Annotated in this window: 19 protein-coding genes; 9 read left to right on the top strand and 10 right to left on the bottom strand. The window is 67.8% G+C overall.

The genetic code is table 11. From position 1 onward, the window contains the following. Positions 1-24: 24 nt before the first annotated feature. The 6 genes from EJP67_RS06680 to rpmH form a co-directional block, all read right to left on the bottom strand. Positions 25-486, bottom strand: a complete 462-nt coding sequence (locus EJP67_RS06680; RefSeq protein ID WP_126020855.1) for a Crp/Fnr family transcriptional regulator — start codon at positions 484-486, stop codon at positions 25-27. 101 nt (positions 487-587) lie between these two features. After that, the gene (mnmE, locus tag EJP67_RS06675; protein WP_126020853.1) at positions 588-1,994 is read right to left on the bottom strand and encodes a tRNA uridine-5-carboxymethylaminomethyl(34) synthesis GTPase MnmE; all 1,407 of its coding nucleotides are present in this window, start codon (positions 1,992-1,994) and stop codon (positions 588-590) included. Positions 1,995-2,074: 80 nt separating this feature from the next. Beyond that, positions 2,075-3,769: a membrane protein insertase YidC gene (yidC, locus tag EJP67_RS06670; RefSeq protein WP_126020851.1), complete on the bottom strand. Its 1,695-nt coding sequence runs from the start codon at positions 3,767-3,769 to the stop codon at positions 2,075-2,077. After that, entirely contained in the window at positions 3,766-4,053 is a 288-nt protein-coding gene (gene yidD, locus EJP67_RS06665; RefSeq protein WP_126020849.1) for a membrane protein insertion efficiency factor YidD, read from the bottom strand. Before yidD ends, yidC begins: the two co-directional genes overlap by 4 nt. Continuing rightward, the gene (locus tag EJP67_RS06660; protein WP_126020847.1) at positions 4,050-4,463 is read right to left on the bottom strand and encodes a ribonuclease P protein component; all 414 of its coding nucleotides are present in this window, start codon (positions 4,461-4,463) and stop codon (positions 4,050-4,052) included. Before EJP67_RS06660 ends, yidD begins: the two co-directional genes overlap by 4 nt. Before the next feature lie 101 nt (positions 4,464-4,564). Beyond that, on the bottom strand, positions 4,565-4,699 hold the full coding sequence (gene rpmH, locus EJP67_RS06655; RefSeq protein WP_007834827.1) for a 50S ribosomal protein L34: 135 nt from the start codon (positions 4,697-4,699) through the stop codon (positions 4,565-4,567). A gap of 317 nt (positions 4,700-5,016) precedes the next feature. Between rpmH and dnaA the strand changes: the two genes are divergently transcribed. The 3 genes from dnaA (at position 5,017) to gyrB (ending at position 10,342) form a co-directional block, all read left to right on the top strand. Continuing rightward, a complete protein-coding gene (gene dnaA / locus EJP67_RS06650) occupies positions 5,017-6,396 on the top strand; it encodes a chromosomal replication initiator protein DnaA (protein WP_126020845.1) in 1,380 nt (459 codons plus the stop codon). 96 nt (positions 6,397-6,492) lie between these two features. After that, the gene (gene dnaN, locus EJP67_RS06645) at positions 6,493-7,599 is read left to right on the top strand and encodes a DNA polymerase III subunit beta (RefSeq protein WP_126020843.1); all 1,107 of its coding nucleotides are present in this window, start codon (positions 6,493-6,495) and stop codon (positions 7,597-7,599) included. A gap of 136 nt (positions 7,600-7,735) precedes the next feature. Continuing rightward, on the top strand, positions 7,736-10,342 hold the full coding sequence (gene gyrB, locus EJP67_RS06640) for a DNA topoisomerase (ATP-hydrolyzing) subunit B (protein WP_126020841.1): 2,607 nt from the start codon (positions 7,736-7,738) through the stop codon (positions 10,340-10,342). Between the two features lie 46 nt (positions 10,343-10,388). On the opposite strand, the gene EJP67_RS06635 is transcribed toward gyrB, so the two are convergent. From EJP67_RS06635 to EJP67_RS06625, 3 genes are read right to left on the bottom strand one after another with little or no spacing between them, the layout of a single operon-like run. Then, positions 10,389-11,123 (bottom strand): amino acid ABC transporter ATP-binding protein, encoded by a 735-nt coding sequence (locus EJP67_RS06635; protein WP_126020839.1) that lies wholly within the window; start codon positions 11,121-11,123, stop codon positions 10,389-10,391. 24 nt (positions 11,124-11,147) lie between these two features. Further along, positions 11,148-12,395 carry a M20/M25/M40 family metallo-hydrolase gene (locus EJP67_RS06630; RefSeq protein WP_126020837.1) on the bottom strand — a complete coding sequence of 416 codons (1,248 nt, stop codon included), beginning with the start codon at positions 12,393-12,395 and terminating at the stop codon, positions 11,148-11,150. Positions 12,396-12,400: 5 nt separating this feature from the next. Beyond that, a complete protein-coding gene (locus tag EJP67_RS06625; RefSeq protein ID WP_126020835.1) occupies positions 12,401-15,349 on the bottom strand; it encodes an FAD-dependent oxidoreductase in 2,949 nt (982 codons plus the stop codon). Between the two features lie 108 nt (positions 15,350-15,457). Here EJP67_RS06625 and EJP67_RS06620 point away from each other — a divergent pair, with 108 nt between their 5' ends. From EJP67_RS06620 to EJP67_RS06600, 5 genes are all read left to right on the top strand, one after another. Then, positions 15,458-16,354, top strand: coding sequence for a dihydrodipicolinate synthase family protein (locus EJP67_RS06620; RefSeq protein WP_126020833.1), 897 nt, complete (start codon positions 15,458-15,460; stop codon positions 16,352-16,354). Between the two features lie 69 nt (positions 16,355-16,423). After that, positions 16,424-17,257 carry an ABC transporter substrate-binding protein gene (locus EJP67_RS06615; protein ID WP_126020831.1) on the top strand — a complete coding sequence of 278 codons (834 nt, stop codon included), beginning with the start codon at positions 16,424-16,426 and terminating at the stop codon, positions 17,255-17,257. A 51-nt stretch (positions 17,258-17,308) separates the two neighbouring features. Then, positions 17,309-18,031 carry an amino acid ABC transporter permease gene (locus EJP67_RS06610; RefSeq protein ID WP_126020829.1) on the top strand — a complete coding sequence of 241 codons (723 nt, stop codon included), beginning with the start codon at positions 17,309-17,311 and terminating at the stop codon, positions 18,029-18,031. A 15-nt stretch (positions 18,032-18,046) separates the two neighbouring features. Then, entirely contained in the window at positions 18,047-19,501 is a 1,455-nt protein-coding gene (gene hydA / locus EJP67_RS06605) for a dihydropyrimidinase (RefSeq protein ID WP_126020827.1), read from the top strand. Positions 19,502-19,573: 72 nt separating this feature from the next. After that, entirely contained in the window at positions 19,574-20,260 is a 687-nt protein-coding gene (locus EJP67_RS06600; RefSeq protein ID WP_126020825.1) for a GntR family transcriptional regulator, read from the top strand. A 33-nt stretch (positions 20,261-20,293) separates the two neighbouring features. On the opposite strand, the gene EJP67_RS06595 is transcribed toward EJP67_RS06600, so the two are convergent. Continuing rightward, positions 20,294-20,839: a hypothetical protein gene (locus EJP67_RS06595; protein WP_126020822.1), complete on the bottom strand. Its 546-nt coding sequence runs from the start codon at positions 20,837-20,839 to the stop codon at positions 20,294-20,296. Positions 20,840-21,573: 734 nt separating this feature from the next. On the opposite strand from EJP67_RS06595, the gene EJP67_RS06590 reads away from it, so the two are divergent. Beyond that, positions 21,574-23,004 carry an MFS transporter gene (locus EJP67_RS06590; RefSeq protein ID WP_126020820.1) on the top strand — a complete coding sequence of 477 codons (1,431 nt, stop codon included), beginning with the start codon at positions 21,574-21,576 and terminating at the stop codon, positions 23,002-23,004. Positions 23,005-23,008 lie beyond the last annotated feature (4 nt).

Genomic DNA, 23,008 nt, shown 5'->3' with positions numbered 1-23,008 from the left:
GGGCGAGTGAGGAGGCCTTCCCGATCAGGTCACCGCGACGCGCTTGGAGCGGTGCGCCATGCGCTTGGCGATCACGGCGCCCAGGGCCATCGCGATCTCCAGCGCCATGTTGGGCTGGCGGTTCGACATCTCGGCGAAGCGGATCGCGGTGAGCCGCCAGACGCGGCCCGCACCGGTGACCACCACGTTGGCAGAATGCGGCTGCCGCGAGAAGAACGAGCCTTCGCCGACCACCGAACCCGCGGTAAGCACGGCCAGCTTCATCTGTTCCTTGCTGCTGACGCGGTGCACGCTGATGGCGCCGCTCTCGACGAAGAACACCGAACGGTCGGGCGTGCCCTGCTCGATCAGCACGTCGCCGACGCCGGTCTCGATGGGTTGCAGGTAACCCGCCAGCGTTTCCCACTGCTGGACGTTGAACGTCAACGCGAACGCGTCGGTGTTGATGTTCTCCGCGATGGCGCGGCTCAGGTTCTGGATTGACATGTGTTTCTCGGCCCCCGCATGTGAGCCGAAGTATCCGCGATGGCCGCGAACTTCGGCTACAAGTGTTTACGTTTTTCGAGGGCGGCTGCCGCTATCTGTGGCTATTTACCAATGCAGAAGCGCGAAAAGATGACGCCCAGCAGGTCGTCGGCGCCGAACTCGCCGGTGATCTCGTTCAGCGCGTTCTGCGCGAGGCGCAGTTCCTCGGCCAGCAGGTCGAGCAGCTGTGCCTGTGCCTCCAGGTGGCTTGCAGCCAGCGCCAGGTGCGTTTCGACCCGGGCCAGCGCCTGCACGTGGCGCGCTCGCGCAAGGTACACGCCCTCGGGCACTGCCTGCCAGCCGGCCATGGCCAGAAGCTGATCGCGCAGGGCCTCGATGCCCAGCCCGGTCTTGGCGGAGAGGGCGATGCCCTGTTCGGGATGAGCCGTGGGTGCCGCGTCCTGCTTGTTCCAGACGTCGAGCACCGGCACGCTCGCGGGCAGCTTCTGCTGGAGACCGGCCAGGATCTCGGCGTCGGCAGCGGCGTAGTCGGTCTGGCTCGCGCGCGTCAGGTCGTGCAGGAACAGCACTGCATCGGCGCTTTCGATCTGCCCCCAGGCGCGTGCCACGCCGATCTGCTCGACCTCGTCGCTGCTTTCCCGCAGGCCGGCGGTGTCGGCCACGTGCAGCGGCACGCCGTGGATCTGGATGGTCTGCGAGACCACGTCGCGCGTGGTGCCCGCCACGGCACTCACGATGGCCAGTTCCGCGCCGGCCAGCGCATTGAGCAGCGAGCTCTTGCCGGCGTTGGGCTGGCCCGCGATCACGACCTTGATGCCCTCGCGCAGCAGGGCGCCCTGGCGCGCGCGCTGCTGCACCGCAGATAGCTGCGACCGCAGCTTCGCCAGCTGCCCGGCCGCGTCGGCCTTCTGCAGGAAGTCGATCTCCTCCTCGGGAAAGTCGAGCGTGGCCTCCACCAGCATGCGCAGGTGGATCAGCGCGTCGCGCAGCGTGTGGATCTCGCGCGAGAAGGCGCCCGACAGCGAGCGCCCGGCGCTGCGCGCGGCCGCCTCGGTGCTGGCGTCGATCAGGTCGGCGATGGCCTCGGCCTGCGCCAGGTCGATCTTGCCGTTGAGGAAGGCGCGCTGGCTGAACTCGCCGGGCTCGGCCACGCGCAGCCCGGGCAGGCGCGGTCGGCCGGTGACCGGGTCGGGCTCGGCCGCCGCTTCCAGGCAGCGCGCCAGCAGGAGCTGCAGCACGACCGATCCGCCATGGGCCTGCAGTTCGAGCACGTCCTCGCCGGTGAAGGAGTTGGGCGAGGGAAAGTGGATGGCCAGGCCGTGGTCGACCGGCTCGCCGTCCGCGTCGCGGAACGGCAGGTAGGTGGCTTCGCGCGGCTTGAGCGCGCGGCCGCAGATCGCGTCGACCAGCGGCGCCAGCCTGGCGCCCGACACGCGCACGATGCCGACCGCGCCGCGCCCCGAGGCGGTGGCGATGGCGACGATGGGGTCGGAGGTGCGGGCGAGCATGGTGCGGATTCTTTCAGTCTTTCAGCAAAAAGGGCCGCTTGCGCGGCCCTTCGTGGGATGGCTTGGAGCGATCGGCCGGCTTACTTGGCGCCGAGCACGCCCAGGCGCTTGTTGATGAACCACTGCTGCGCGATCGACAGCACGTTGTTCGTGATCCAGTACAGCACCAGGCCGGCCGGGAAGAAGATGAACATCACGCTGAACGCGAGCGGCATGATCCACATCAGCTTGGCCTGCATCGGATCGGGCGGCGTCGGGTTGAGCCAGGTCTGGAAGAGCGACGTGGCCGTCATCACGATCGGCAGGATGTACCAGGGGTCGGGTGCCGAGAGGTCGGTGATCCAGCCGATCCAGGGCGCGTGGCGCATCTCGACCGACGACAGCAGCACCCAGTACAGCGCGATGAACACCGGGATCTGGATCAGGATCGGGAAGCAGCCGCCCATCGGGTTGACCTTCTCGGTCTTGTAGATCCGCATCATTTCCTGCTGCATCTCCTGCGGCTTGTCCTTCAGCCGCTCGCGCATTTCCATGATCTTCGGATTGATGGCCTTCATCTTGGCCATGCTGGCGTAGGCCTTGGCGTTGAGCCAGTAGAAGGCCGCCTTCAGCAGCACCACCAGCGCGACGATCGACCAGCCCCAGTTGCCCAGGAGGCCGTGCAGCTGGGTGAGCAGCCAGTACAGCGGCTTGGAGATGATCGCGAAGATGCCGTAGTCCTTCACCAGGTCCAGGCCCGGGGCGATGGCTTCGAGCTTCTTTTCTTCCTCGGGACCCGCGAACAACGCACTGTTCACGACCTGCGTGGCACCCGGGGCGATCTTCGGCAGCGTGGCCACCATGGCGATGGAGAACTGGTTGTCGCCCAGGTCCTTCACGCGGAACTCGCGGCGCAACTGCTCGCTGGCCGGGTCGCCCTTGAGCAGCCACGCCGAAGCAAAGTAGTGCTGCACCATCGCGATCCAGCCGTCGTTGGCCGGCGGCGGCGGTTCGATCTTGCCCTTGGCGATGTCCTTGAAGTCGAGCTTGTGGAACTTCTTCTCGTTGGTGTACGCCGCAGGGCCCGTGAAGGTGTTGGTGCCGAACATGGTGCTGGCAGCCACCGTACCGTGACGCAGCAACTGCAGGTACAGCTGCGCGTCGCGCGGCTGGTCGCTCACGTTGACCACTTCGTGGCGCACGCCGATAACGTAGTCGCCACGGTGAAACACGTAGGTCTTGATGTACTTCAGGCCGCCGGCGGGGGCGCTTTCGAAGCTCACTTCCAGCGTGTTCTGGCCGTCGGCCATCTCGCGCGGGCCGGGCCGGGGCGTCATCTGCGTCAGGTGGTTCGGGAAACGCTCGCCGGTGTCGACCTGGTTGAGCAGGCCGGTCTGCGCGACATAGCGGGTGGCGGGCGAGCCGTTTTCGAACAGCACCACGTGCTTGGTGCGGTCGGCTTCGTCGTACTTGCGCAGTTCGAGGTGGTTGACCGTGGCGCCTTCGCTGTCGATGCTGGCCTGGAACAGGTCGGTGGTCACCTTGACCTGCTCACGCGGAGCCGCGGCCACCGCTTGCGTGGGCACGGCGCCAGCATTGCCGCTGCCGGAGGCAGCCGGTACGCCGTTGCTGTTGGCCGCGGGCGCGGTGGTTGCGGGAGCGGCGGCCGTGGCGGCCGGCTTGGTCGACGGCAGGAAGGTCGGCTTGTTGCCGTTGAAGACCTGCCATTGGTCCCACAGCAGTACCAGCGAGAAACCAAAAATCACCCACAGTATCGTGCGGCGGATATCGTTCATGACGAAGACTTCTTGTCGGAAGAGAGAAGAGACGAAAACAGCGATCCTGACCTGTCAGTGCGACGCTGGGATTTCGGCGGAACCGGATCGTGGCCGCCCTGGCACCAGGGCTGGCAGCGCGCGATGCGGTGCAGGGTGAGATAGCTGCCCTTGAGTGCGCCATGCACTTCCAGCGCCTCGATCGAATACACGGAGCAGGTCGGCGTGAAACGGCACGACTGGCCGAGCCAGGGGCTCAGCAGCAGGCGGTAGGCCTTCACGATGCCGATCAGCAGGCGTTTCATGGCGAGGAGGAAGGGGCTGCGGCCGGCGCGGGGGCGCGCGCGGCCCGTGCCAGCAGCTGCTGGAGTTCGGCGCGCACGGCGGCCTTGAGCTTGTCCGAAGAGGCGCTCACGAACTCCTTGCGGTCGAAGCCCGCGCGCAGCCGCACCACGTGCGCGGCGCGAGGCAGTGCTGCACCGGATGCGGCGCCCACCGAATAGATCTGGCGCTTGATGGCGTTGCGCGTGACGGCGCGACGTGCCCAGCGCTTGGGCACCATGGCACCCAGCCAGACGTCGTCGGACGCGAACAACGGCTGTGCGCTCGATGCGAGATCGAGCGCACAGCGATGCAATGCGAAATGAGCAGTGCGCGCCACGGTGGCACCTGCGAGGACGGCCTGGAATTGCGCGCGGGACTTGAGCCGCTGCATGGAAGCCGGGCCGCTTGTGTCATGCCAGCCCGGGCCAGAAGCCCTGGCGGATGGAGCTGGCGCTGACGGGTCGGCTGCTGGCAACGGCAGGTGGACTGCCGTCAGACGGCCAGGCGCTTGCGGCCCTTGGCGCGGCGTGCGTTGATGACGGCACGGCCGCCGCGGGTCTTCATGCGGACCAGGAAGCCGTGGGTACGGGCGCGGCGGACTTTGGATGCTTGGTAGGTGCGTTTCATGGTGATTTCCTAATTCCCTGTTCGCGCTGGCCCTTCGCGCTTTCGTACTGAAAGCATGAAGTTCCTGCGGGGCGCCGGGGCGGGCGTGTTTCGGATGGCCCCCGAAAGACGCAAAGAGGTTTTCAGGGAAACCCGCAATTATCGCAAACATTGGGGCCCTGAACAATCTTCGAGCAGATTTGCGGGCCTTTCGACACACTCGCCGGCGTGTGGATAAGGTTTTGACAAGTTAGAATGCCGGGCGCCTTCCAGCAGAGAATATCCACAATACCTATACCAAGAAATGCCCGAGGGTCCCTTCACTTTTCCCCACGCCCATGTCGACTGACGGCATCGGCGAAAGCCTCTGGCAGGCCTGCGTCGACCAGCTCGCGCAGGAGCTGTCCGAGCAGCAGTTCAACACCTGGATCAAACCCCTGACGGCACAGGTCGCCGACGACCTGTCGCGCATGACGGTGTTCGTGGCCAACCGGTTCAAGCTCGACTGGATCCGTGCCCAGTACGCCGGCAAGATCGCCGCCATGGCGGAGAAGATGTACGGCCAGCCGGTTGCTATCGAGTTAGCGCTTGCTCCTCGCGAAATCCCCGTACGTGCTGCACCCGTGGCCGTCATGACCGAAACGGACGTGCCGCGCGACGTGGCGGGCCCGGGTGAGGAGCCGGCCGCCGCCGGCTTCAAGAACCGCCTGAATTCCGGCCTCACCTTCGACACCCTGGTCGAGGGCACGGCCAACCGCATGGCGCGCGCCGCGGCGATGCACGTGGCCGGCATGCCGGGTCACCTGTACAACCCTCTTTTCATCTATGGCGGCGTCGGCCTGGGCAAGACCCACCTGATGCATGCTGTGGGTAACCGGCTGCTGGCCGACAAGCCGGACTCCAAAGTTCTCTACATCCACGCCGAGCAATTTGTGTCGGATGTGGTCAAGGCCTATCAGCGCAAGACCTTCGATGAGTTCAAGGAGCGCTACCACTCGCTCGACCTGCTGCTGATCGACGATGTGCAGTTCTTCGCCAACAAGGACCGGACGCAGGAAGAGTTCTTCAACGCGTTCGAGGCCCTGCTGGCCAAGAAGTCGCACATCGTGATGACCAGCGACACCTATCCGAAGGGCCTCGCGGACATCCACGAGCGCCTGGTTTCGCGCTTCGACTCCGGCCTCACGGTCGCCATCGAGCCGCCCGAGCTCGAGATGCGCGTGGCCATCCTGATCAACAAGGCGCGCGCCGAATCGGCCGAAATGCCGGAAGAAGTCGCCTTCTTCGTCGCCAAGAACGTGCGTTCCAACGTGCGCGAGCTCGAGGGCGCGCTGCGCAAGATCCTCGCCTACTCGCGCTTCAACCAGAAGGAGATCTCGATCGCCCTGGCGCGCGAGGCGCTGCGCGACCTGCTGTCGATCCAGAACCGGCAGATCTCCGTCGAGAATATCCAGAAGACGGTGGCCGACTACTACAAGATCAAGGTCGCCGACATGTACAGCAAGAAACGCCCGGCCAGCATCGCGCGGCCGCGGCAGATCGCGATGTACCTGGCCAAGGAGCTCACGCAGAAGAGCCTGCCGGAAATCGGCGAGCTGTTCGGCGGGCGCGATCACACGACGGTGCTGCACGCGGTGCGCAAGATCTCGGGCGAGCGCCAGCAGCTCACCGAGCTCAACCAGCAGCTCCACGTGCTCGAGCAGACCCTCAAGGGCTGACCGGAAAGAAATCGGATGTCGTCCAGGAAGCCACTCGCGACAGCGGAGAATGGCGCCCTGCAAGCTGATTCAAAGAGATAGGAAGAGGAAGAAGACATGATCGTTTTGAAGGCAACCCAGGACAAGGTCCTCGCCGCGCTGCAGTCGGTGGCGGGCATCGTGGAGCGGCGTCACACCTTGCCGATCCTGGCGAACGTGCTGATCCGCAAGACCGGCGGCCAGCTGCAGCTGACCACCAGCGACCTCGAGATCCAGATCCGCACCACCGCCGAGCTCGGCGGCGATGAAGGCAACTTCACCACCACCATCGGCGCGCGCAAGCTGATCGACATCCTGCGCACCATGCCGGCCGACCAGACCGTGAGCCTCGAATCGAGCGCCAGCAAGCTCGTGCTCAAGGGCGGCAAGAGCCGCTTCACGCTGCAGTCGCTGCCGGCGGAAGACTTCCCGCTGGTGCAGGAAGCCGCCAACTTCGGCCCCGTGTTCAGCGTGCCGCAGAAGACGCTCAAGGACCTGCTCTCGCAGGTTTCGTTCGCGATGGCCGTGCACGACATCCGCTACTACCTCAACGGCATCCTCTTCGTGGCCGAGGGCAAGCAGCTGAGCCTGGTCGCCACCGACGGCCACCGCCTGGCCTTCTCGTCCGCCACGCTCGACGTGGAAGTGCCGCGCCAGGAAGTGATCCTGCCGCGCAAGACCGTGCTCGAAATGCAGCGCCTGCTGTCCGACGCCGAAGGCGCCATCGAGATGCAGTTCGCGAACAACCAGGCCAAGTTCAGCTTCGGCGGCATGGAGTTCGTCACCAAGCTGGTCGAGGGCAAGTTCCCCGACTACAACCGCGTCATCCCGAAGAACCACAAGAACACCGTCACGCTGGGCCGCGCGCCGCTGCTGGCCAGCCTGCAGCGCACCGCCATCCTGACCAGCGAGAAGTTCAAGGGCGTGCGCCTGAACATCGAGCCGGGCACGCTGCGCATCGCGTCGAACAACGCCGAGCAGGAAGAAGCCCAGGACGAGCTCGACATCGACTACGGCGGCGACACCATCGAGATCGGCTTCAACGTGACCTACCTGATCGACGCGCTGTCGAACATGGACCAGGACATGGTCAAGATCGACCTGGCCGACTCCAACAGTTCGGCGCTTTTGACCATTCCCGAGAACGCATCCTTCAAATACGTCGTGATGCCGATGCGCATCTAACAGACAGAAACCACGGCGCCTTGCGCACACGACCCGCGGCCTTCCGCGGGTTTGCGCTTTCAAGAGGCGGCGAATTGAGCTTTTGAGAGCCCGAAAAATCACGCGCGAATGCCGTGAGAGACTGAGGAATATCCGAATGAGTGCTGAAGAAAACAAGCCCGACGTGCCGCACACCGAGCCCGTCTACATCCCCGAGATCGAAACCGTGGCCGCCGACACCAGCTATGGCGAAGGCTCGATCACGATCCTCGAAGGGCTTGAGGCCGTGCGCAAGCGCCCCGGCATGTACATCGGCGACACCTCGGACGGCACCGGGCTGCACCACCTCGTCTTCGAGGTGGTCGACAACTCCATCGACGAGGCGCTGGCCGGCCACTGCGACGACATCGTCGTGACCATCCACACCGACAACTCGATCTCCGTCACCGACAACGGCCGCGGCATTCCCACCGGCGTGAAGATGGACGACAAGCACGAGCCCAAGCGCTCGGCCGCCGAGATCGCGCTGACCGAGCTGCACGCGGGCGGCAAGTTCAACCAGAACAGCTACAAGGTCTCCGGCGGCCTGCACGGCGTGGGCGTGAGCTGCGTGAACGCGCTGAGCACCATGCTGCGCCTGGTGGTGCGCCGCGAGGGCAAGATCCACGAACTCGAATTCAGCCGCGGCTTCGTGCAGAACCGCCTGCTGGAGACGGTGAACGGCGTCGAGGTCTCGCCCATGAAGATCATCGGCGACACCGACAAGCGCGGCACCGAAGTTCACTTCCTGCCCGACACCGAGATCTTCAAGGAGAACTCGGACTTCCACTACGAGATCCTCAGCAAGCGCCTGCGCGAACTGAGCTTCCTGAACAACGGCGTGCGCATCCGCCTGAAGGACGAGCGCACCGGCAAGGAAGACGACTTCTCCGGCGCCGGCGGCGTGCGCGGCTTCGTCGAGTTCATCAACAAGGGCAAGACCGTCCTGCACCCGAACTCGTTCTACGCCGAGGGCGAGCGCCCGGCCGACACCTACGGCGGCATCCCCGGCACGCACATCGGCGTCGAAGTGGCGATGCAGTGGAACAGCGGCTACAACGAGCAGGTCCTCTGCTTCACCAACAACATCCCGCAGCGCGACGGCGGCACCCACCTCACGGGCCTGCGCGCGGCGATGACGCGCGTCATCAACAAGTACATCGAGGAGAACGAGCTGGCCAAGAAGGCCAAGGTCGAGGTCTCGGGCGACGATATGCGCGAAGGCCTGTGCTGCGTGCTGAGCGTGAAGGTGCCCGAGCCCAAGTTCTCGAGCCAGACCAAGGACAAGCTGGTGTCCAGCGAAGTGCGCGCGCCGGTGGAAGACATCGTCGGCCGCTTGCTGACCGACTACCTGCAGGAGCGCCCGAACGACGCCAAGATCATCTGCGGCAAGATCATCGAGGCCGCCCGTGCCCGCGAGGCCGCGCGCAAGGCCCGCGAAATGACGCGCCGCAAGGGCGTGCTCGACGGCATGGGCCTGCCCGGCAAGCTGGCCGACTGCCAGGAAAAGGATCCGGCGCTGTGCGAGGTCTACCTGGTGGAGGGTGACTCCGCCGGCGGCTCCGCCAAGCAGGGCCGCGACCGTAAGTTCCAGGCCATCCTGCCGCTGCGCGGCAAGATCCTGAACGTCGAGAAGGCACGCTACGAGAAGCTGCTGACCAGCAACGAAATTCTCACCATGATCACCGCGCTGGGCACCGGCATCGGCCGCGCCGGTGCGAGCACGCCGGGCGGCGGCGCCGATGACTTCAACGTCGCCAAGCTGCGCTACCACCGCATCATCATCATGACCGACGCCGACGTCGACGGCGCCCACATCCGCACGCTGCTGCTGACCTTCTTCTACCGGCAGATGCCGGAGCTGGTGGAGCGCGGCCACATCTACATCGCGCAGCCGCCGCTTTACAAAGTGAAGGTCGGCAAGGAAGAGCAGTACCTGAAGGACGGCCCCGCGCTCGACGCCTTCCTGCTGAAGGTGGCCCTGAAGGACGCGCGCATCGAGACCGGCGGCGCCAGCTCGACCACGCTCAGCGGCGACACCCTGGCCGAACTGGCGCGCAAGCACCAGGTGGCCGAGGCCGTCATCGCGCGCCTGCGCAACTTCATGGACGCCGAAGCGCTGCGCGCCATCGCCGACGGCGTGGCGCTCGACCTCGACACCACGCCCGCCGCCGAGGCCTCGGCCGTCGCGCTTCAGGCCAAGCTGCGCGAGCTCAACACGACCGGCGTGCCGGCCGAGGTGAGCAGCGAGTTCGACGCCCGCACCGACAAGCCCCTGCTGCGCATCAGCCGCCGCCACCACGGCAACGTCAAGAGCAGCGTGCTCACCCAGGACTTCGTGCACGGCGCCGACTACGCCGCGCTCGCCGAAGCCGCCAACACCTTCCGCGGCCTGCTGAGCCCCGAGGGCGCGGTGGTCAAGCGCGGCGAGGGCGACCGTACCAAGGAAGAAAAGGTCGACGACTTCCGCCAGGCCATGAAGTGGCTCATCGGCGAAGCCGAACGCGCCACCTCGCGCCAGCGCTACAAGGGCCTGGGCGAGATGAACCCAGAGCAGCTGTGGGAAACCACCATGGACCCGAACGTGCGCCGCCTGCTGAAGGTGCAGATCGACGACGCGATCGAGGCCGACCGCGTGTTCACGATGCTGATGGGCGACGAAGTGGAACCGCGCCGGGAGTTCATCGAGCAGAACGCGCTGCGGGCGGCGAATATCGACGTCTGATTCTTCTTCCCGGCCCTGGGGCCGCGCTCCATCGGAGCGCCCGTCCTCAGTGCTGCAGGATCTTCGAAAGAAACTGCCGCGCCCGATCCGACCGCCCGTCAGGGTTGCCGAAGAACTCTTCCTTCGCGCAGTCTTCGACGATGCGGCCGCGGTCCATGAAGATCACGCGGTTCGCGACCTTGCGGGCGAAGCCCATCTCATGGGTGACGCACATCATGGTCATGCCTTCGCGGGCGAGTTCGACCATCACGTCGAGCACTTCGTTGACCATCTCGGGGTCGAGCGCGGAGGTGGGCTCGTCGAAGAGCATGGCGACGGGGTTCATCGCCAGCGCACGGGCGATGGCCACGCGCTGCTGCTGGCCGCCGGAGAGCTGGCTCGGAAACTTGTGCGCGTGGGCGCGCATGCCCACGCGCTGCAGCAGCGCCATCGATGCGGTGCGGGCCTCCGAGGCCGAGCGCTTGAGCACCTTGACTTGCGCGATGGAGAGGTTGTCCTCGATCGAGAGGTGCGGAAACAGTTCGAAGTGCTGGAACACCATGCCCACGCGGGCGCGCAGCTTGTTGAGATCGGTCTTCGGGTCGCCCACCGACACGCCGTCGATGGTGATGCGGCCGCGCTGGAAGGGCTCCAGCGCGTTGACGCACTTGATGAGGGTGGACTTGCCCGAGCCCGAAGGCCCGCAGACCACCACGACCTCGCCCTTGCGGACCTGGGTGGTGCAGTCAGTCAGCACCTGGAAGGCGCCGTAGCTCTTGTCGACGTGGCTGATTTCGATCATGTCGTGTCTCCGGTGAGATGAAATTCAGCGCGCGAGCAGCCGGTGCAGGGTATTGGCGACCACGCGCGTGGCCTTGCGCAGTTCGTCCAGCGGCACGCGCTCGTCGGCGCGGTGGCCGTTGGCTTCGAGCAGCGACTCGGGGCCGGCGCCGTACATCACGGTGGGAATGCCGGCCTCGCTGTAGAGGCGCGCGTCGGTGTACAGCGGCACGCCGATCGGCGTGACCGGCTTGCCCATGACTTCGCCGGCCTCGCGGCACACGAGCGCGGCGAACTCGTCGGCGCCGGGTGCGGGCGCGAAGGGGCGGGCCAGGAGGATCTGGCGGATCTCCACCGAGATGCCGGGCAGCGGCCGGCAGGCCGACTCGATCACCTCGCGCAGCTCGGCCTCGACGGCCTCGGGCGATTCCTCGGGCACGATGCGCCGGTCGATGCGCAGGCTCAGCACGTCGGACACCACGTTGGTGTTGATGCCGCCGTCGATGAGGCCCACGACCATCGTGGGATGGGTGATGCCGGGCGTGCGCGATGGGCGGCCGGCGAGGCTGTCGCGATAGCGGTAGAGCGCGGGCAGCAGGGTGGCCGCGGCTTCGATCGCGTCGTGGCCGGTGTCGGGTCGGGCGGCATGCGCCGAGGTGCCGCGCACGACGACTTCGAGGTGCAGGCAGCCGTTGTGCGCCACGACGACGTGGTGCGAGAACGCGGCGGAGAGCACGAAGTCGGGCTTGCTCAAGCCCTTGGAGAGGATCCAGCCGGGTCCAGTCATGCCGCCGGTTTCCTCGTCGTAGGTCAGGTGCAGCTCGACGCTGCCGGCCAGCGGCGTACCCGAGGCCGCCAGATGCTTGAGCGCGCGCATCGCGAAGGCGTAGGTGGTGAAGTCCGACTTCGACACGGCGGCGCCGCGCCCGTAGAGCCAGCCGTCGCGCACCTCGCCGCCGTAGGGGTCGGCGCTCCAGCCTGCGCCGGGCGGCACCACGTCGCCGTGTGCGTTCAATGCCACCACCGGGCCGTCGCCGAAGCGCTCGCGCACGATCAGGTTGGTCACGCTGCGCATGCCGTGCGTGGCCGCGAACTCGGCCGGCACCTCGTGGCGCTCCACAGTGAAGCCCATGGCCTCGAGCAGCCGGGCGGTGAGCTCGGCGTGCGGGGCGCAGTCGCCGGGCGGGTTGTCGGAGGGGCAGCGCACGAGCTCGGCGAGGGTGCGGACCTGCTCGTCGAAGTGCGCGTCGATGTAGTCGCGCAGCGTGTCGCGCGCAGAAGCTTTTTCGGTCATGGCGGTCAGAGGAAGCGGTCGATGAGGAAGGGGCTGATGTCGATGTCGGTGCGGCCGCGCACGATGAGGTCGGTGACCAGCCGCGCGGTGACGGGGGCGAGCGTGTAGCCGTTGGAAGTGACGGCGTTGTAGAAGCCGGGGCGGCCGGGCACTTCGCCGAGGATGGGTGCGCCGTCGATGTTCACGTTCATGCCGGCCCAGCAGCGCACCATGTGCAGCCCGCGCACGGCTGGCAGCACGTGGCCGGCCACCCAGAGATTGCCTTCGATGCTCTCGCGCTCGGCGCGGTTCAGGCGCATGCCTTCGTTGAAGGCGGCCGTCCAGCCGCCACCGACGATGAGGCCGCCGCTGGCGGCCTGCTTCAGGCTCAGGTGCCGGTCGGCATGCGCAACGAGGTGGTTGACCAGCGGCGGCGCGGGCTCGGTCACGATCATCTGCAGCGGCGCGCCCTTGACGGGGATGTCGATGCTCAGCATGCGGCCGACGGCGCTCGACCAGGCACCGCTCGCGTTCACGACGCGCCCGGCGTGGATGCTGCCGCGCGAGGTGCGCACCATGAAGCCGGCGCCTTCGCCCGGCAGCGCCTCGATGGACTGCACGTCGCAGCCGCGCAGCATGCGCGCGCCCTGCTGCTGCGCGCGCCGGGCGACGGCGTAGGTTGCGCGCAGCGGGTTGATCTTGCCTTCCATGGGGCAGAGCTCCGCGCCCAGCAGCTGCCCGGAGAGCGCGGGCGAGAGTCGCCGCAGCTCGGCGCCGTCGATCACCTGCGCGTCGATGCCGTGGCTGCGCTCCAGCGCGGCCTTGGCTTCGAGAAAACGCATGCCGGCTTCGCTGTCGGCCACCATGAGGCCGCCGGTGATCTTGATCTCGAGGTCCTCCCCGCAGTCGGCCTCGATCTCCTGCCACAGGCGCACCGACATCGGCCCGAGCGGCAGCGTGGCCGCGGCCGGGCCACCGCCTTCCTGCGCCTTGGCACCGAAGTCGAACGAAAGAAGCTGCACGTGGAGGCTGCCGGCGTTGGCGCCGGAGGCCTGGAGGTTGATGTCGTCGCGGTCGACCACCGTCACGTCCTGGCCGGCCTTCGAGAGGTAGTAGCCCAGGCAGGAGCCGAGCACGCCGGCGCCGATCACCAGCACGTCGGTGCGCAGCGTGCCATCGAAGGGCGCCTGTTCCACCGGCCTCGCGAGGTTGGGCGTGATGGCGGGCTTGTGGCCGCCCCATTCGGGTTTCTCGAAGGCGAGCGCGCCGGCCGGCACCGGCTTGGCTGGCGGGCGGGGCGCGAAGTACTGTTCGACCTGCGGCGGCCGGCCCGTCATCTCGGTCAGCAGGCGGCCGGCGGTGACGCCGCAATAGCGCGCCTGACAGCGTCCCATGCCGAGGCGGGTGTTGCGCTTGAGCGCTGCCAGCGTGTCGCTGCCGGCGCGGATCTGCTCGCGTACCGAGCCGAAGGTGATCTCCTCGCAACGGCACAGCAGGGTTTCGTCGGGCACCGCTGCAAGGTCGACGGGCGGCGGCGCGTAGATCGACCACAGCGCCTGCTGGAAGCATTCGGCGCGGTGCAGCTTTGCAGCGGCCCCGTCGGGCTCGGGCGCCTTCAGGCCGAGGTTGCGTGCGACTGCAGCGCCCGCCAGCGTGCCGCGCGCGAGCGCGACACGGGAGCCGCCGAGGTCGGCGCCGTCGCCCACCACGTACACGCCGGGCAGGCTGGTGGCGCCGTCTTCCTGGGTGACGGTTGCCAGGTAGCCGAGATGGCGGGGCGCGAGGCGGTGCTCGCAGCCCAGCATGCGCGCGAGTTCGGTGGAGGGAATGAAGCCGTAGCCGAGGCAGAGCGTGTCTGCTTCGAGGCGGCGTTCCGTCGCGGGCATGGCCTGGCCCTGGGCGTCGATCTGCGCGACCTGCACAGCGTGCAAGCCGGCGGAGCCTTCGGCGGAGACGACGGCGTGCTCCCACAGCACGGGCACCTTGTGGGCGCGCAGTTTTCGCAGATAGCGCCAGCCGTCGAGCAGCAGGTCGGGGGCCGTGCGCGCCGCGGTCAGCAGATGGCGCCATTGCTTCGGCGACGGGCGCGGGGCTGATTCCAATACCGCGACGACCTCGGCACCGCCGGCGAGCAGCTCGGCGGCGAGCTGCAGGTTCAGCGGGCCGTTGCCGGCGATCACCACGCGGCGGCCGGGGGCCACGCGGTAGGCGCGCGCGAGCGTCTGGCCGGCGCCGGTGGTCATCACGCCGGGGAGGGTCCAGCCGGGGAAGGGCACCGGGCGCTCGTAGGCGCCGGGGGCGATGACGAGTTGGCGGCAAACGATGACGCAGGCTCGACCGTCGATGAGCGCGGCGACTTCGCGCGGGGAGAAGGCAGCCCAGACCTGCGCGCCCTGCGCGATGGCGACGCCTGCAGCGCGGACTTCCTTTTCCAGCGCAAGGCCCTGGGCGAACTGGCGGTCGGCCGGGGAGGGCGCCGCATGCGAAGGCGCGAGCGGCTTGTAGAACTGGCCGCCGGACTGAGGGCGCTCGTCGAGCACCAGCACGTCGGCACCGGCGCGGCGCGCGGCGAGCGCGGCGGAAAGGCCAGCCGGACCCGCGCCGACGACGAGCACGTCGACCTGCCGGCGCTCGGGTCCGGCGCCGGGCTGGGGGGTGAGCGGCTGCAGCGGATCGTCGGGCGTGCCGGCGGGCTGGGTCGAACGCACCTGCTGGCCATCGGCCACTTTGGTCAGGCAGGCGCGCTGGCTGGCCTGGCCGTCGACGGTGACGAGGCAGTCGAAGCACGCGCCCATGCCGCAATAGAGACCCCGGCGCTCGCCGCCGCGGGTGTGGCGCATCGCCTTGATGCCGCCGGCCGCCAGCGCCGCGGCGATGGTCTCGCCTCCCAGGCCCTCGACGGGCTGGCCGTCGTACCAGAAGCGCACGGGGCGCCCGGCCGGGGTGATGGAAGGGTGGGTCAGTCTGGCGCTCATGGTCAGTGCGATGGAAGAACGTCAACTTACGGTTGACGTGCCAAATTGTATACGTATACTCAACGTATACATATACCGAATCGCCCGAATTTTCCCCAAGGACTGCCCATGACAGCGTTCCGCGGCACCTATACGGTGCTCATCACCCCCATGACCGCCGACGGCAAGCACGTGGACGTGCCTGCGCTGAAGAAGCTGGTCGATTGGCAAATCGAGGAAGGCATCCACGGGCTGATTCCCCTGGGGAGCACCGGTGAGTTCCTCTCGCTGACGCCCGACGAGCGCCAGCTGGTGATCGAAACCTGCGTGAGCACTGCTGCAAAACGCGTGCCGGTATTGATCGGCACCGGCGCGGAGTGGACCGACGAGTGCGTGCGGCTGAGCCGCGAGGCCGAGAGCATGGGCGCCGACGGCGTCATGATCATTCCGCCCTTCTACAGCACGCCCACCGACGACGAGCTGTTCGAGCACTACCGCAAGGTGGGCGAGGCGATCGGCATTCCCATCATGGTCTACAACAACCCGGCCACCGCCAACGTCGACCTCAAGCCCGAGCTGGTGGCGCGCCTCTCGCGCATCGACAACTGCAAGTACATCAAGGAGTCGACGCTGGAGGTCACCCGCGTGCGCGACATCATCGAGCTGTGCGGCGACCGCATGACCGTGTTCGCGGGCATCCTCGGCTACGAGTCGTTCTGGCTCGGCGCACAGGGCTGGGTGGCCGTGTGCTCCAACCTCATTCCGAAGATGTCGGCGCGCCTTTTCGAGCTGGTGGCCGACGAGCGCGACATGCCCGCGGCCCTCGATCTCTACAAGAAGATGCTGCCGATCGTGCGCTGGGTCGGCGGCCATCGCTATGTGGCGGCCTCCAAGGACGGCCTGTCGATGATGGGCCTGCCCGTCGGTAAGCCCCGCGCGCCGCGCCTGCCGCTGCCCGATGCCGATGCGGCCGACCTGCGCCGCGAACTCGCGCGCCTCGAACTGCTGGACTCGATCCGCGCCTGACACGGCCAGCCCCGTTCCGCTTTCCCTTTCCCACCTCGTCGCCTCGATCCCTTCCTCAAGGACCACACCATGAAACTGCTCCCCGCTCTCGCGTCGGCAACGGCACTCTTCATCTCCTTCGCTGGCGCCGCGAACGCGCAGCAGGCCTGCAAGTCGCCGGTGCCCGACTCGGCCCTCGTCAAGAAGGGCACGCTGACCATGTCGGTCAACCCGACGCTGCCGCCGATGCAGTTCGTCGACCAGTCCGGCGCGCTCAAGGGCATGCGCGTGGAGCTGGGCGAGCAGATCGCCAAGCGCCTGTGCCTCACGCCCGAGTACGTGCGCATCGAGTTCTCGGCCATGATCCCCGGCCTGCAGGCCGGCCGCTGGGACGTGATCAACACCGGCATCTTCTTTACCGACGAGCGCGCCAAGCTGATGCAGATGCTGGTCTACGAAGACCAGGCCATCAGCATCAGCGCCGCCAAGGGCAACCCGCTGAAGATCGCCAAGCCGGAAGACCTCTCGGGCAAGAGCATCGGCGTGGAGATCGGCGGCTTCGAGGAGCGCAAGGCGCGCGAGCTCGACAAGCAGCTCACCGACAAGGGCATGAAGGGCATGACCATCCGCACCTTCGAGAACTTCGCGATGGCCTTCCAGGCGCTGCGCGCGGGGCAGGTGGAGGTGGCGCTGTCCATCGACTCAACCGGGGCCGAATACCAGAAGCGCGGCGACTTCGAGCGCGTGCTCAACGGCCTGTTCCCCACGCCGGTGGCGCTGGCCGCGCGCAACAAGGAGCTGGCCGCCGCGATGGCCAAGGTCATGAACGACATGAAGGCCGACGGCAGCTTCCAGAAGCTGTTCGACCAGTACGGCGTCAAGGCCGCCGACGGCGCCGTGACGGTCAAGGGCCCGGCGAGCTGAGGGCGCGCCGCCGTCCGCATCGCATAGAGCAAGCAAGCGAAGGAAACTTCCATGGGACAAGGCTGGAGCTGGTCGGGCTTCTTCGACTACCTGTTCAATCCGTACATCCTCAGCGGCGCGGTGACCACGCTGTGGCTCACGCTCGCGGCGATCGCGGGCGGGCTGGTGGTGGGCTGCGCGCTGGCCCTGGCCCGCCTGTCCAGCCACCGCTGGCTGTCGGCGCCGGCGCACTTCTACATCTGGGTGTTCCGCGGCACGCCGCTGCTGGTGCAGCTCATCATCATCTTCACCGGGCTGCCGCAGCTCGGGCTGAAGCTCTCGGTGATCGAGTCGGCGCTGCTGGGGCTGATCCTCAACGAGGCGGCCTATCTGGCGGAGATCGTGCGCGGCGGCATCCAGTCGATTCCCGCCGGGCAGACCAACGCCGCGCGCGCCGTCGGCTTCAGCAGCGCGCAGACCATGCGCTACATCGTGCTGCCGCAGGCCATGCGCCTGATCGTGCCCACGCTGGGCAACAGCATCAACGGCCTGCTCAAGACCACGTCGATCACCTCGGTGATCTCGATGGAGGAGCTGCTGCGCCGCACGCAGGTGCTGATCCAGGAGAAGTTCATGGTGCTGGAGCTCTTCATCGTTGCCGCCATCTACTACCTGCTCATGACCACCGCCTGGGACTTCATCCAGCGCCGCATCGAGCGCCACTACGGCCGCGCCTACGGCAGTGCCGCCGATGCGCCGGTCGTGCCCGCGGAGCCCGCGCTCGAGCAGCGCTAGAAGGAACCCGAGCCCATGAACACCTACGACCTGATCCTGCGCAACGCGGACATCGCCACCGCCGGCGACCGCTACACCGCCGACATCGGCGTGCGCGACGGGCGCATCTGCGCCATCGCGCAGGGGCTCGACGCCAGCGCCGCGCGCGAGATCGACGCGCGCGGCCGGCTGGTCACGCCCGGCGGCGTCGACGGCCACTGCCACTTCGACCAGCCCACCAGCGACGGCTCGCGCTTCGCGGACGATTTCCTGTCCGGCACACGCTCGGCCGCATGCGGCGGCACCACCACCGTGCTGCCCTTCGCCGCGCAGCAGAAGGGCCGCAGCGTGCAGGAGGCGGTGGACGACTACCACCGCCGCGCCGAGGGCAAGGCGGTGATCGACTACGCCTTCCACCTCATCGTGGCCGACGCCACGCGCGACGTGACGCAGCGCGAGCTGCCCGCCTTGATCGAGAAGGGCTACACCTCCTTCAAGATCTACATGACCTACGACGACCTGAAGCTGGACGACCGCCAGATCATCGAGGTGCTGGCCACCGCGCGCCGCCACGGCGCGATGACGATGATCCACGCCGAGAACAGCGACTGCATCGCCTGGCTCACCGAGCAGCTGCTCGACGCCGGCCTCACCGCGCCGCGCTACCACTCCAGTTCGCGGCCGATGGCAGTAGAGCGCGAAGCGACGCACCGCGCCATCGCGCTGGCGGAACTGGTCGACACGCCGATCCTGATCGTCCACGTCTCGGGCCGCGAGGCGGTCGAGCAGATCCACTGGGCGCGCGGGCGCGGGCTGCCCATCCATGCCGAGACCTGCCCGCAGTACCTGTTCCTGAGCGCCGAGGACCTGGGCATCGACCCCGACGACCCTATGCACGGCGCGCGCTGCATCTGCAGCCCGCCGCCGCGCGACAAGGCGAACCAGCAGTTCATCTGGAACGGCCTGTCGAGCGGGCTCTTCACCATCTTCTCGTCCGATCACGCGCCCTTCAACATGAACGGCAGCGACGGCAAGCGCGTGGCCGGCGACGACGCCTCCTTCGACCGCATCCCCAACGGCATTCCCGGCGTGGAAACCCGCCTGCCGCTGCTCATGAGCGAAGGCGTGCTCAAGGGGCGCATCGACATCCACCGCTTCGTCGAGCTCACCGCCACCAACCCGGCGCGCCTGTACGGCCTGTACCCGCGCAAGGGCACCATCGCCGTGGGCAGCGACGCCGACTTCGTGGTGTGGGACATGTTCCCCGAGGGGCAGGAGAAGCTGCTTGCCAACGACATGCTCCACCACGACGCCGACTACACGCCCTACGAGGGCATGCGCCTGCGCGCCTGGCCCGGCCTCACCGTCTCGCGCGGGCGCGTGGTGTGGCAGGACGGCGTGTTCCAGGCCGAGCCCGGCTCCGGCCAGTTCCTGCCGTGCCTGCGTCCTCGTGCGCCCAACGACGGCAATCCGCTGGACAAGTGGCTCTGAAAGAATGGCTCTGAGCGCGCCTGGCCGCCCCTGCTAAGCTCACCCGCCCTCGTGGCTTTCGCCCATCCCCGCATGCCCAGCCTTCCCAGCCCCACGCAGCCCGCCACCATCACGATCGCTCCGCTGGAGGTGCGCTCCGCCAGCCTGGCCGAACAGGCCTACGACCGGCTGCGCACCCTGATCCTCGATCGGCAGATCTCGGCCGGCAGCCCGCTGCAGGAAGCGCGGCTGGCGGAAGACCTGCGCATCTCGCGCACGCCCATGCGCGAAGCGCTGGTGAGGCTGGCGGGCGAGGGGCTGCTGGTGCGGCGCGACGCGCGCTCCTACGCCGTGCGTGCGCTCGGCACCAAGGAGTACTTCGACTGCATGCGCGCGCGCGAGGTCATCGAGTGCGAGGCCATCGCGCTGGCGGTGGGCAAGATCACCGACGCCGAGATCGACGCCCTGGAGGCCGACATCGCCACGCTGGGCGGCGGCGAGCACAGCGAAACCGAGCACTGGCACTTCGACGACCGCTTCCACCTGCTGATCGCCAAGGCCAGCGGCAATGTCGTGTTCCCCCGGCTGGTGGAGGAGCTTCGCGTCAACGCACGGCTCTTCCGCCTGCACAGCCCGCTGCACAGGCATTCGGAGAACCACGACGAGCACGGCGAGATCATCAGCGCCCTGCGCGCGCGCGACGCCGAACGCGCGCGCGTGGCCATGCGCGACCACCTGCGCAGCCTGCAGGAAGACGTCAAGCGCGCGCTGATCGAGTAGCCGGATAGCGGCGGGCGCGCGCAGCTTCGTCGATCAATCGCCCTCGAGCTGCGTCTCCAGCTTCTTCGCGACGCCGCTGTAGTGCCGCGCCGAGGCCGCGTTCTTCTGTCCGGCATAGTGCGCGCTGACAGCGCGTGCCGCGCGCAGCGCCGTCTCGAAGCCGTCGTGCCGCTCCTGCCATTCGGTGTCGCGCGTGCCGATGTCGCCCCGCACGAACCTGCCCACCTGGAAACCGCCATCGAGGTCGACGGTGCCGATCACCGGAACGCCTTCGCGCAGTTCGCCGTAGAACGCGTGGCCCGCGGTGGTGCCGACGCGCGTGCGGAGCATGCCGAGGCCGGCGGCCTTGCCGCTGGAGCAGGCGCCAATCCAGTAGGTCGGCGCCGTGCCCAGCGAGGAGGGCGCCACGAAGCGGCATCCCGTAGCGGGGTCCTGCGACCACTTCATGCCGCCGCCGCTTTCCTGCCCGACCGTCAGCATCGGGGCCGATGAGAGAACCAGCGCCACGAGCATGGCGGCACCCGGTGCGGTACCTGGAGAACTCTTCTTCTTGCGCGAAATGCGGCATTCCAGTTGCATGACATCGTTCCTGTAGAAGCCCGTTGGCCGACCCGCCTGCGGTATGTGGCGGCCCCGAACAGCCGGGGATTCTCCTATGGCTGCGGGCGTCCGGCGCCTCTCTCGGCCCCGCACGGTGCCGTCCCCGGAATTCGGGCCGATCCATTTAAAAACTGCCAACGAATTCATTAATAAAAAGGCCTCGGGCATTGCCGGAGGCCTTTTTCTTTTTCCCCTACCCGCAGTGCGGCAATCCCTTTGCCGTGGTTGCCTGCCTGATTTTTTCGAGCGCCCGGTTCAAAAACTCCCAACGCTTTCTTTTTTCTACAAATGAATTTCTAAACAGAATTACTACGCCGGCCCGGCCGATTTCCGGGCCCGACGCGCCAACCTGTCCTCCACCTGAACACCTCAGGGGAGACAAGGTGTTGCACTTCGGATTTGACTCTCTGTGCCCTTTAGGGTCTGCGCCACAGCCTTTCCGGGTCGTCCGATGCCATTCGCATTGCCCCGTTCGCCTGCAAACGGAACAGATCTTCGTAATTCCAAATACGCTTCAATTCCGAAGTTCTCGTGCTTCCACGTCAACAAATTTAACTGATGCGTCATTTGTGCGAGCACCCCAATTACAGTGCTGCAGCGCGGAATAATCGTGCAACGCCCGCGGCCCGGCCGCGCAAATATTCATCCCGCCACCCGAAGTACCTGCGCTTTTTTATTAATTGACAGAGCGCGGACCCTGGAGAGCGCACGTTATGCAGGAAGTGACCGTGGAAGCCGCTGCGACTCCAACCCGTGACAACCCGGCCAGGCCGCCGCCCCTGCAACAACAGGAGCAGCAACAGGCCCGGGGCACCCGCTCCACTTTCGCCCTGCTGTGGCTCAGCGAGACCGCCTTCGACCTCGGCACCACGCTGGTCAGCTTCGCGGTGGGCGTCTGGATCTTCTCGCGCACCGGCTCCGCGCAGGACTACTCCTTCTCGGTGCTCGCCGCCGCGCTCGCGGCGATGCTGGCCACGCCCTTCGCCGGCGTGCTGGCCGACCGGCACGACCGGCGCCGGGTGGTGCTGTGCTGCGACCTCGCCGCCGTCGCCGGCACCTTAGCGATCGTGCTGGCGCTGACCTCGGGCCGGCTCGGCATCGGCGCGCTCTACGCCTATGCCGCGATCGCGGCCGCCGTCGGCGCGCTGCGGCGGCCGTCGATCCGGGTGGCCGTCAGCCGTTTCGTGCCCAAGGACCGCTTCGCCCAGGTCGGCGGGCTGACCGGCATCTCCCGCGCGCTGGTGCAGGTCGGCGCGCCCGCCACGGCCGGCTTCCTGATGGCGCACGCGGGCGGCCTGCAGGGCGTGATGGCGACGCAGCTGTGCCTGCTGCTGGCCGCCGCCGCGCTGGTGTTCGCCGCGCTGACCCGCGCCGGCGCGGACGTACGCGGTGGCGCGGACGTCCGCAGTGGCGATGTGCCCGCGCAAGGCGGCGCGCTTTGGCGCGGCGCTGGCGCCAGCCTTTCCGGCGCGCTCGCCTACCTGCGCGAGCAGCCGCTGATGCGCGCGCTGCTCGGCTACGGCGCGCTGGTGCAGTGCCTCATGGTGCTGGCCACGGCCATGGTGACGCCGATGGTGCTGTCCACGCACTCCAGCGGCGTGCTGGGCCTGGTGATGTCCGTCGGCATCGTCGGCGGCCTGCTCGGCTCGATCCTGGTCGCCACCGCGCGGCTGCGGCACGGGCTGATGCGATGGGTGCTGGCCTGCGACGCGCTGCAGTGCGCGGCGGTGCTGGCCGCCGGCTGCGCGACCACGCCGGCGCTGTGGTGCGCCGCGGCCTTCGTCTGCCTGTTCTGCGGCAGCACCTCGGTCGCGTGCTCGCATGCGCTGTGGATGCGCAAGGCGCCCGTCGGCCGGCAGGGCAGCGTCTTCGCGCTGATCGCCGCGTCCAACATGCTCGTGATGTGCGCCGTGCTGCTGGCCGGAGGCTGGCTCGCCGACGCGGTGCTCGAGCCCGCGCTGCGCCCCGGCGGCGCGCTCGACGGCACGCCGGTGGGCAGCCTCTTCGGCACGGGGCCGGGCCGCGGCATCGGCTTCCTGTTCTTCGCGAGCGGCGCGGCCGGCCTCGCGCTGACCGTTTTCGCGCTCTTCCACCCGCGCCTGCGCCGGCTGGAAACACTGGTCCCGGACGGCAGCCAATCGTGAGCGG

This window comes from Variovorax guangxiensis, from assembly GCF_003952165.1.
In the GTDB taxonomy this organism is placed as follows: domain Bacteria; phylum Pseudomonadota; class Gammaproteobacteria; order Burkholderiales; family Burkholderiaceae_C; genus Variovorax; species Variovorax guangxiensis.
Note: the sequence above shows the minus strand (reverse complement) of the source record. Positions and strands in the feature narration are given on the sequence as shown.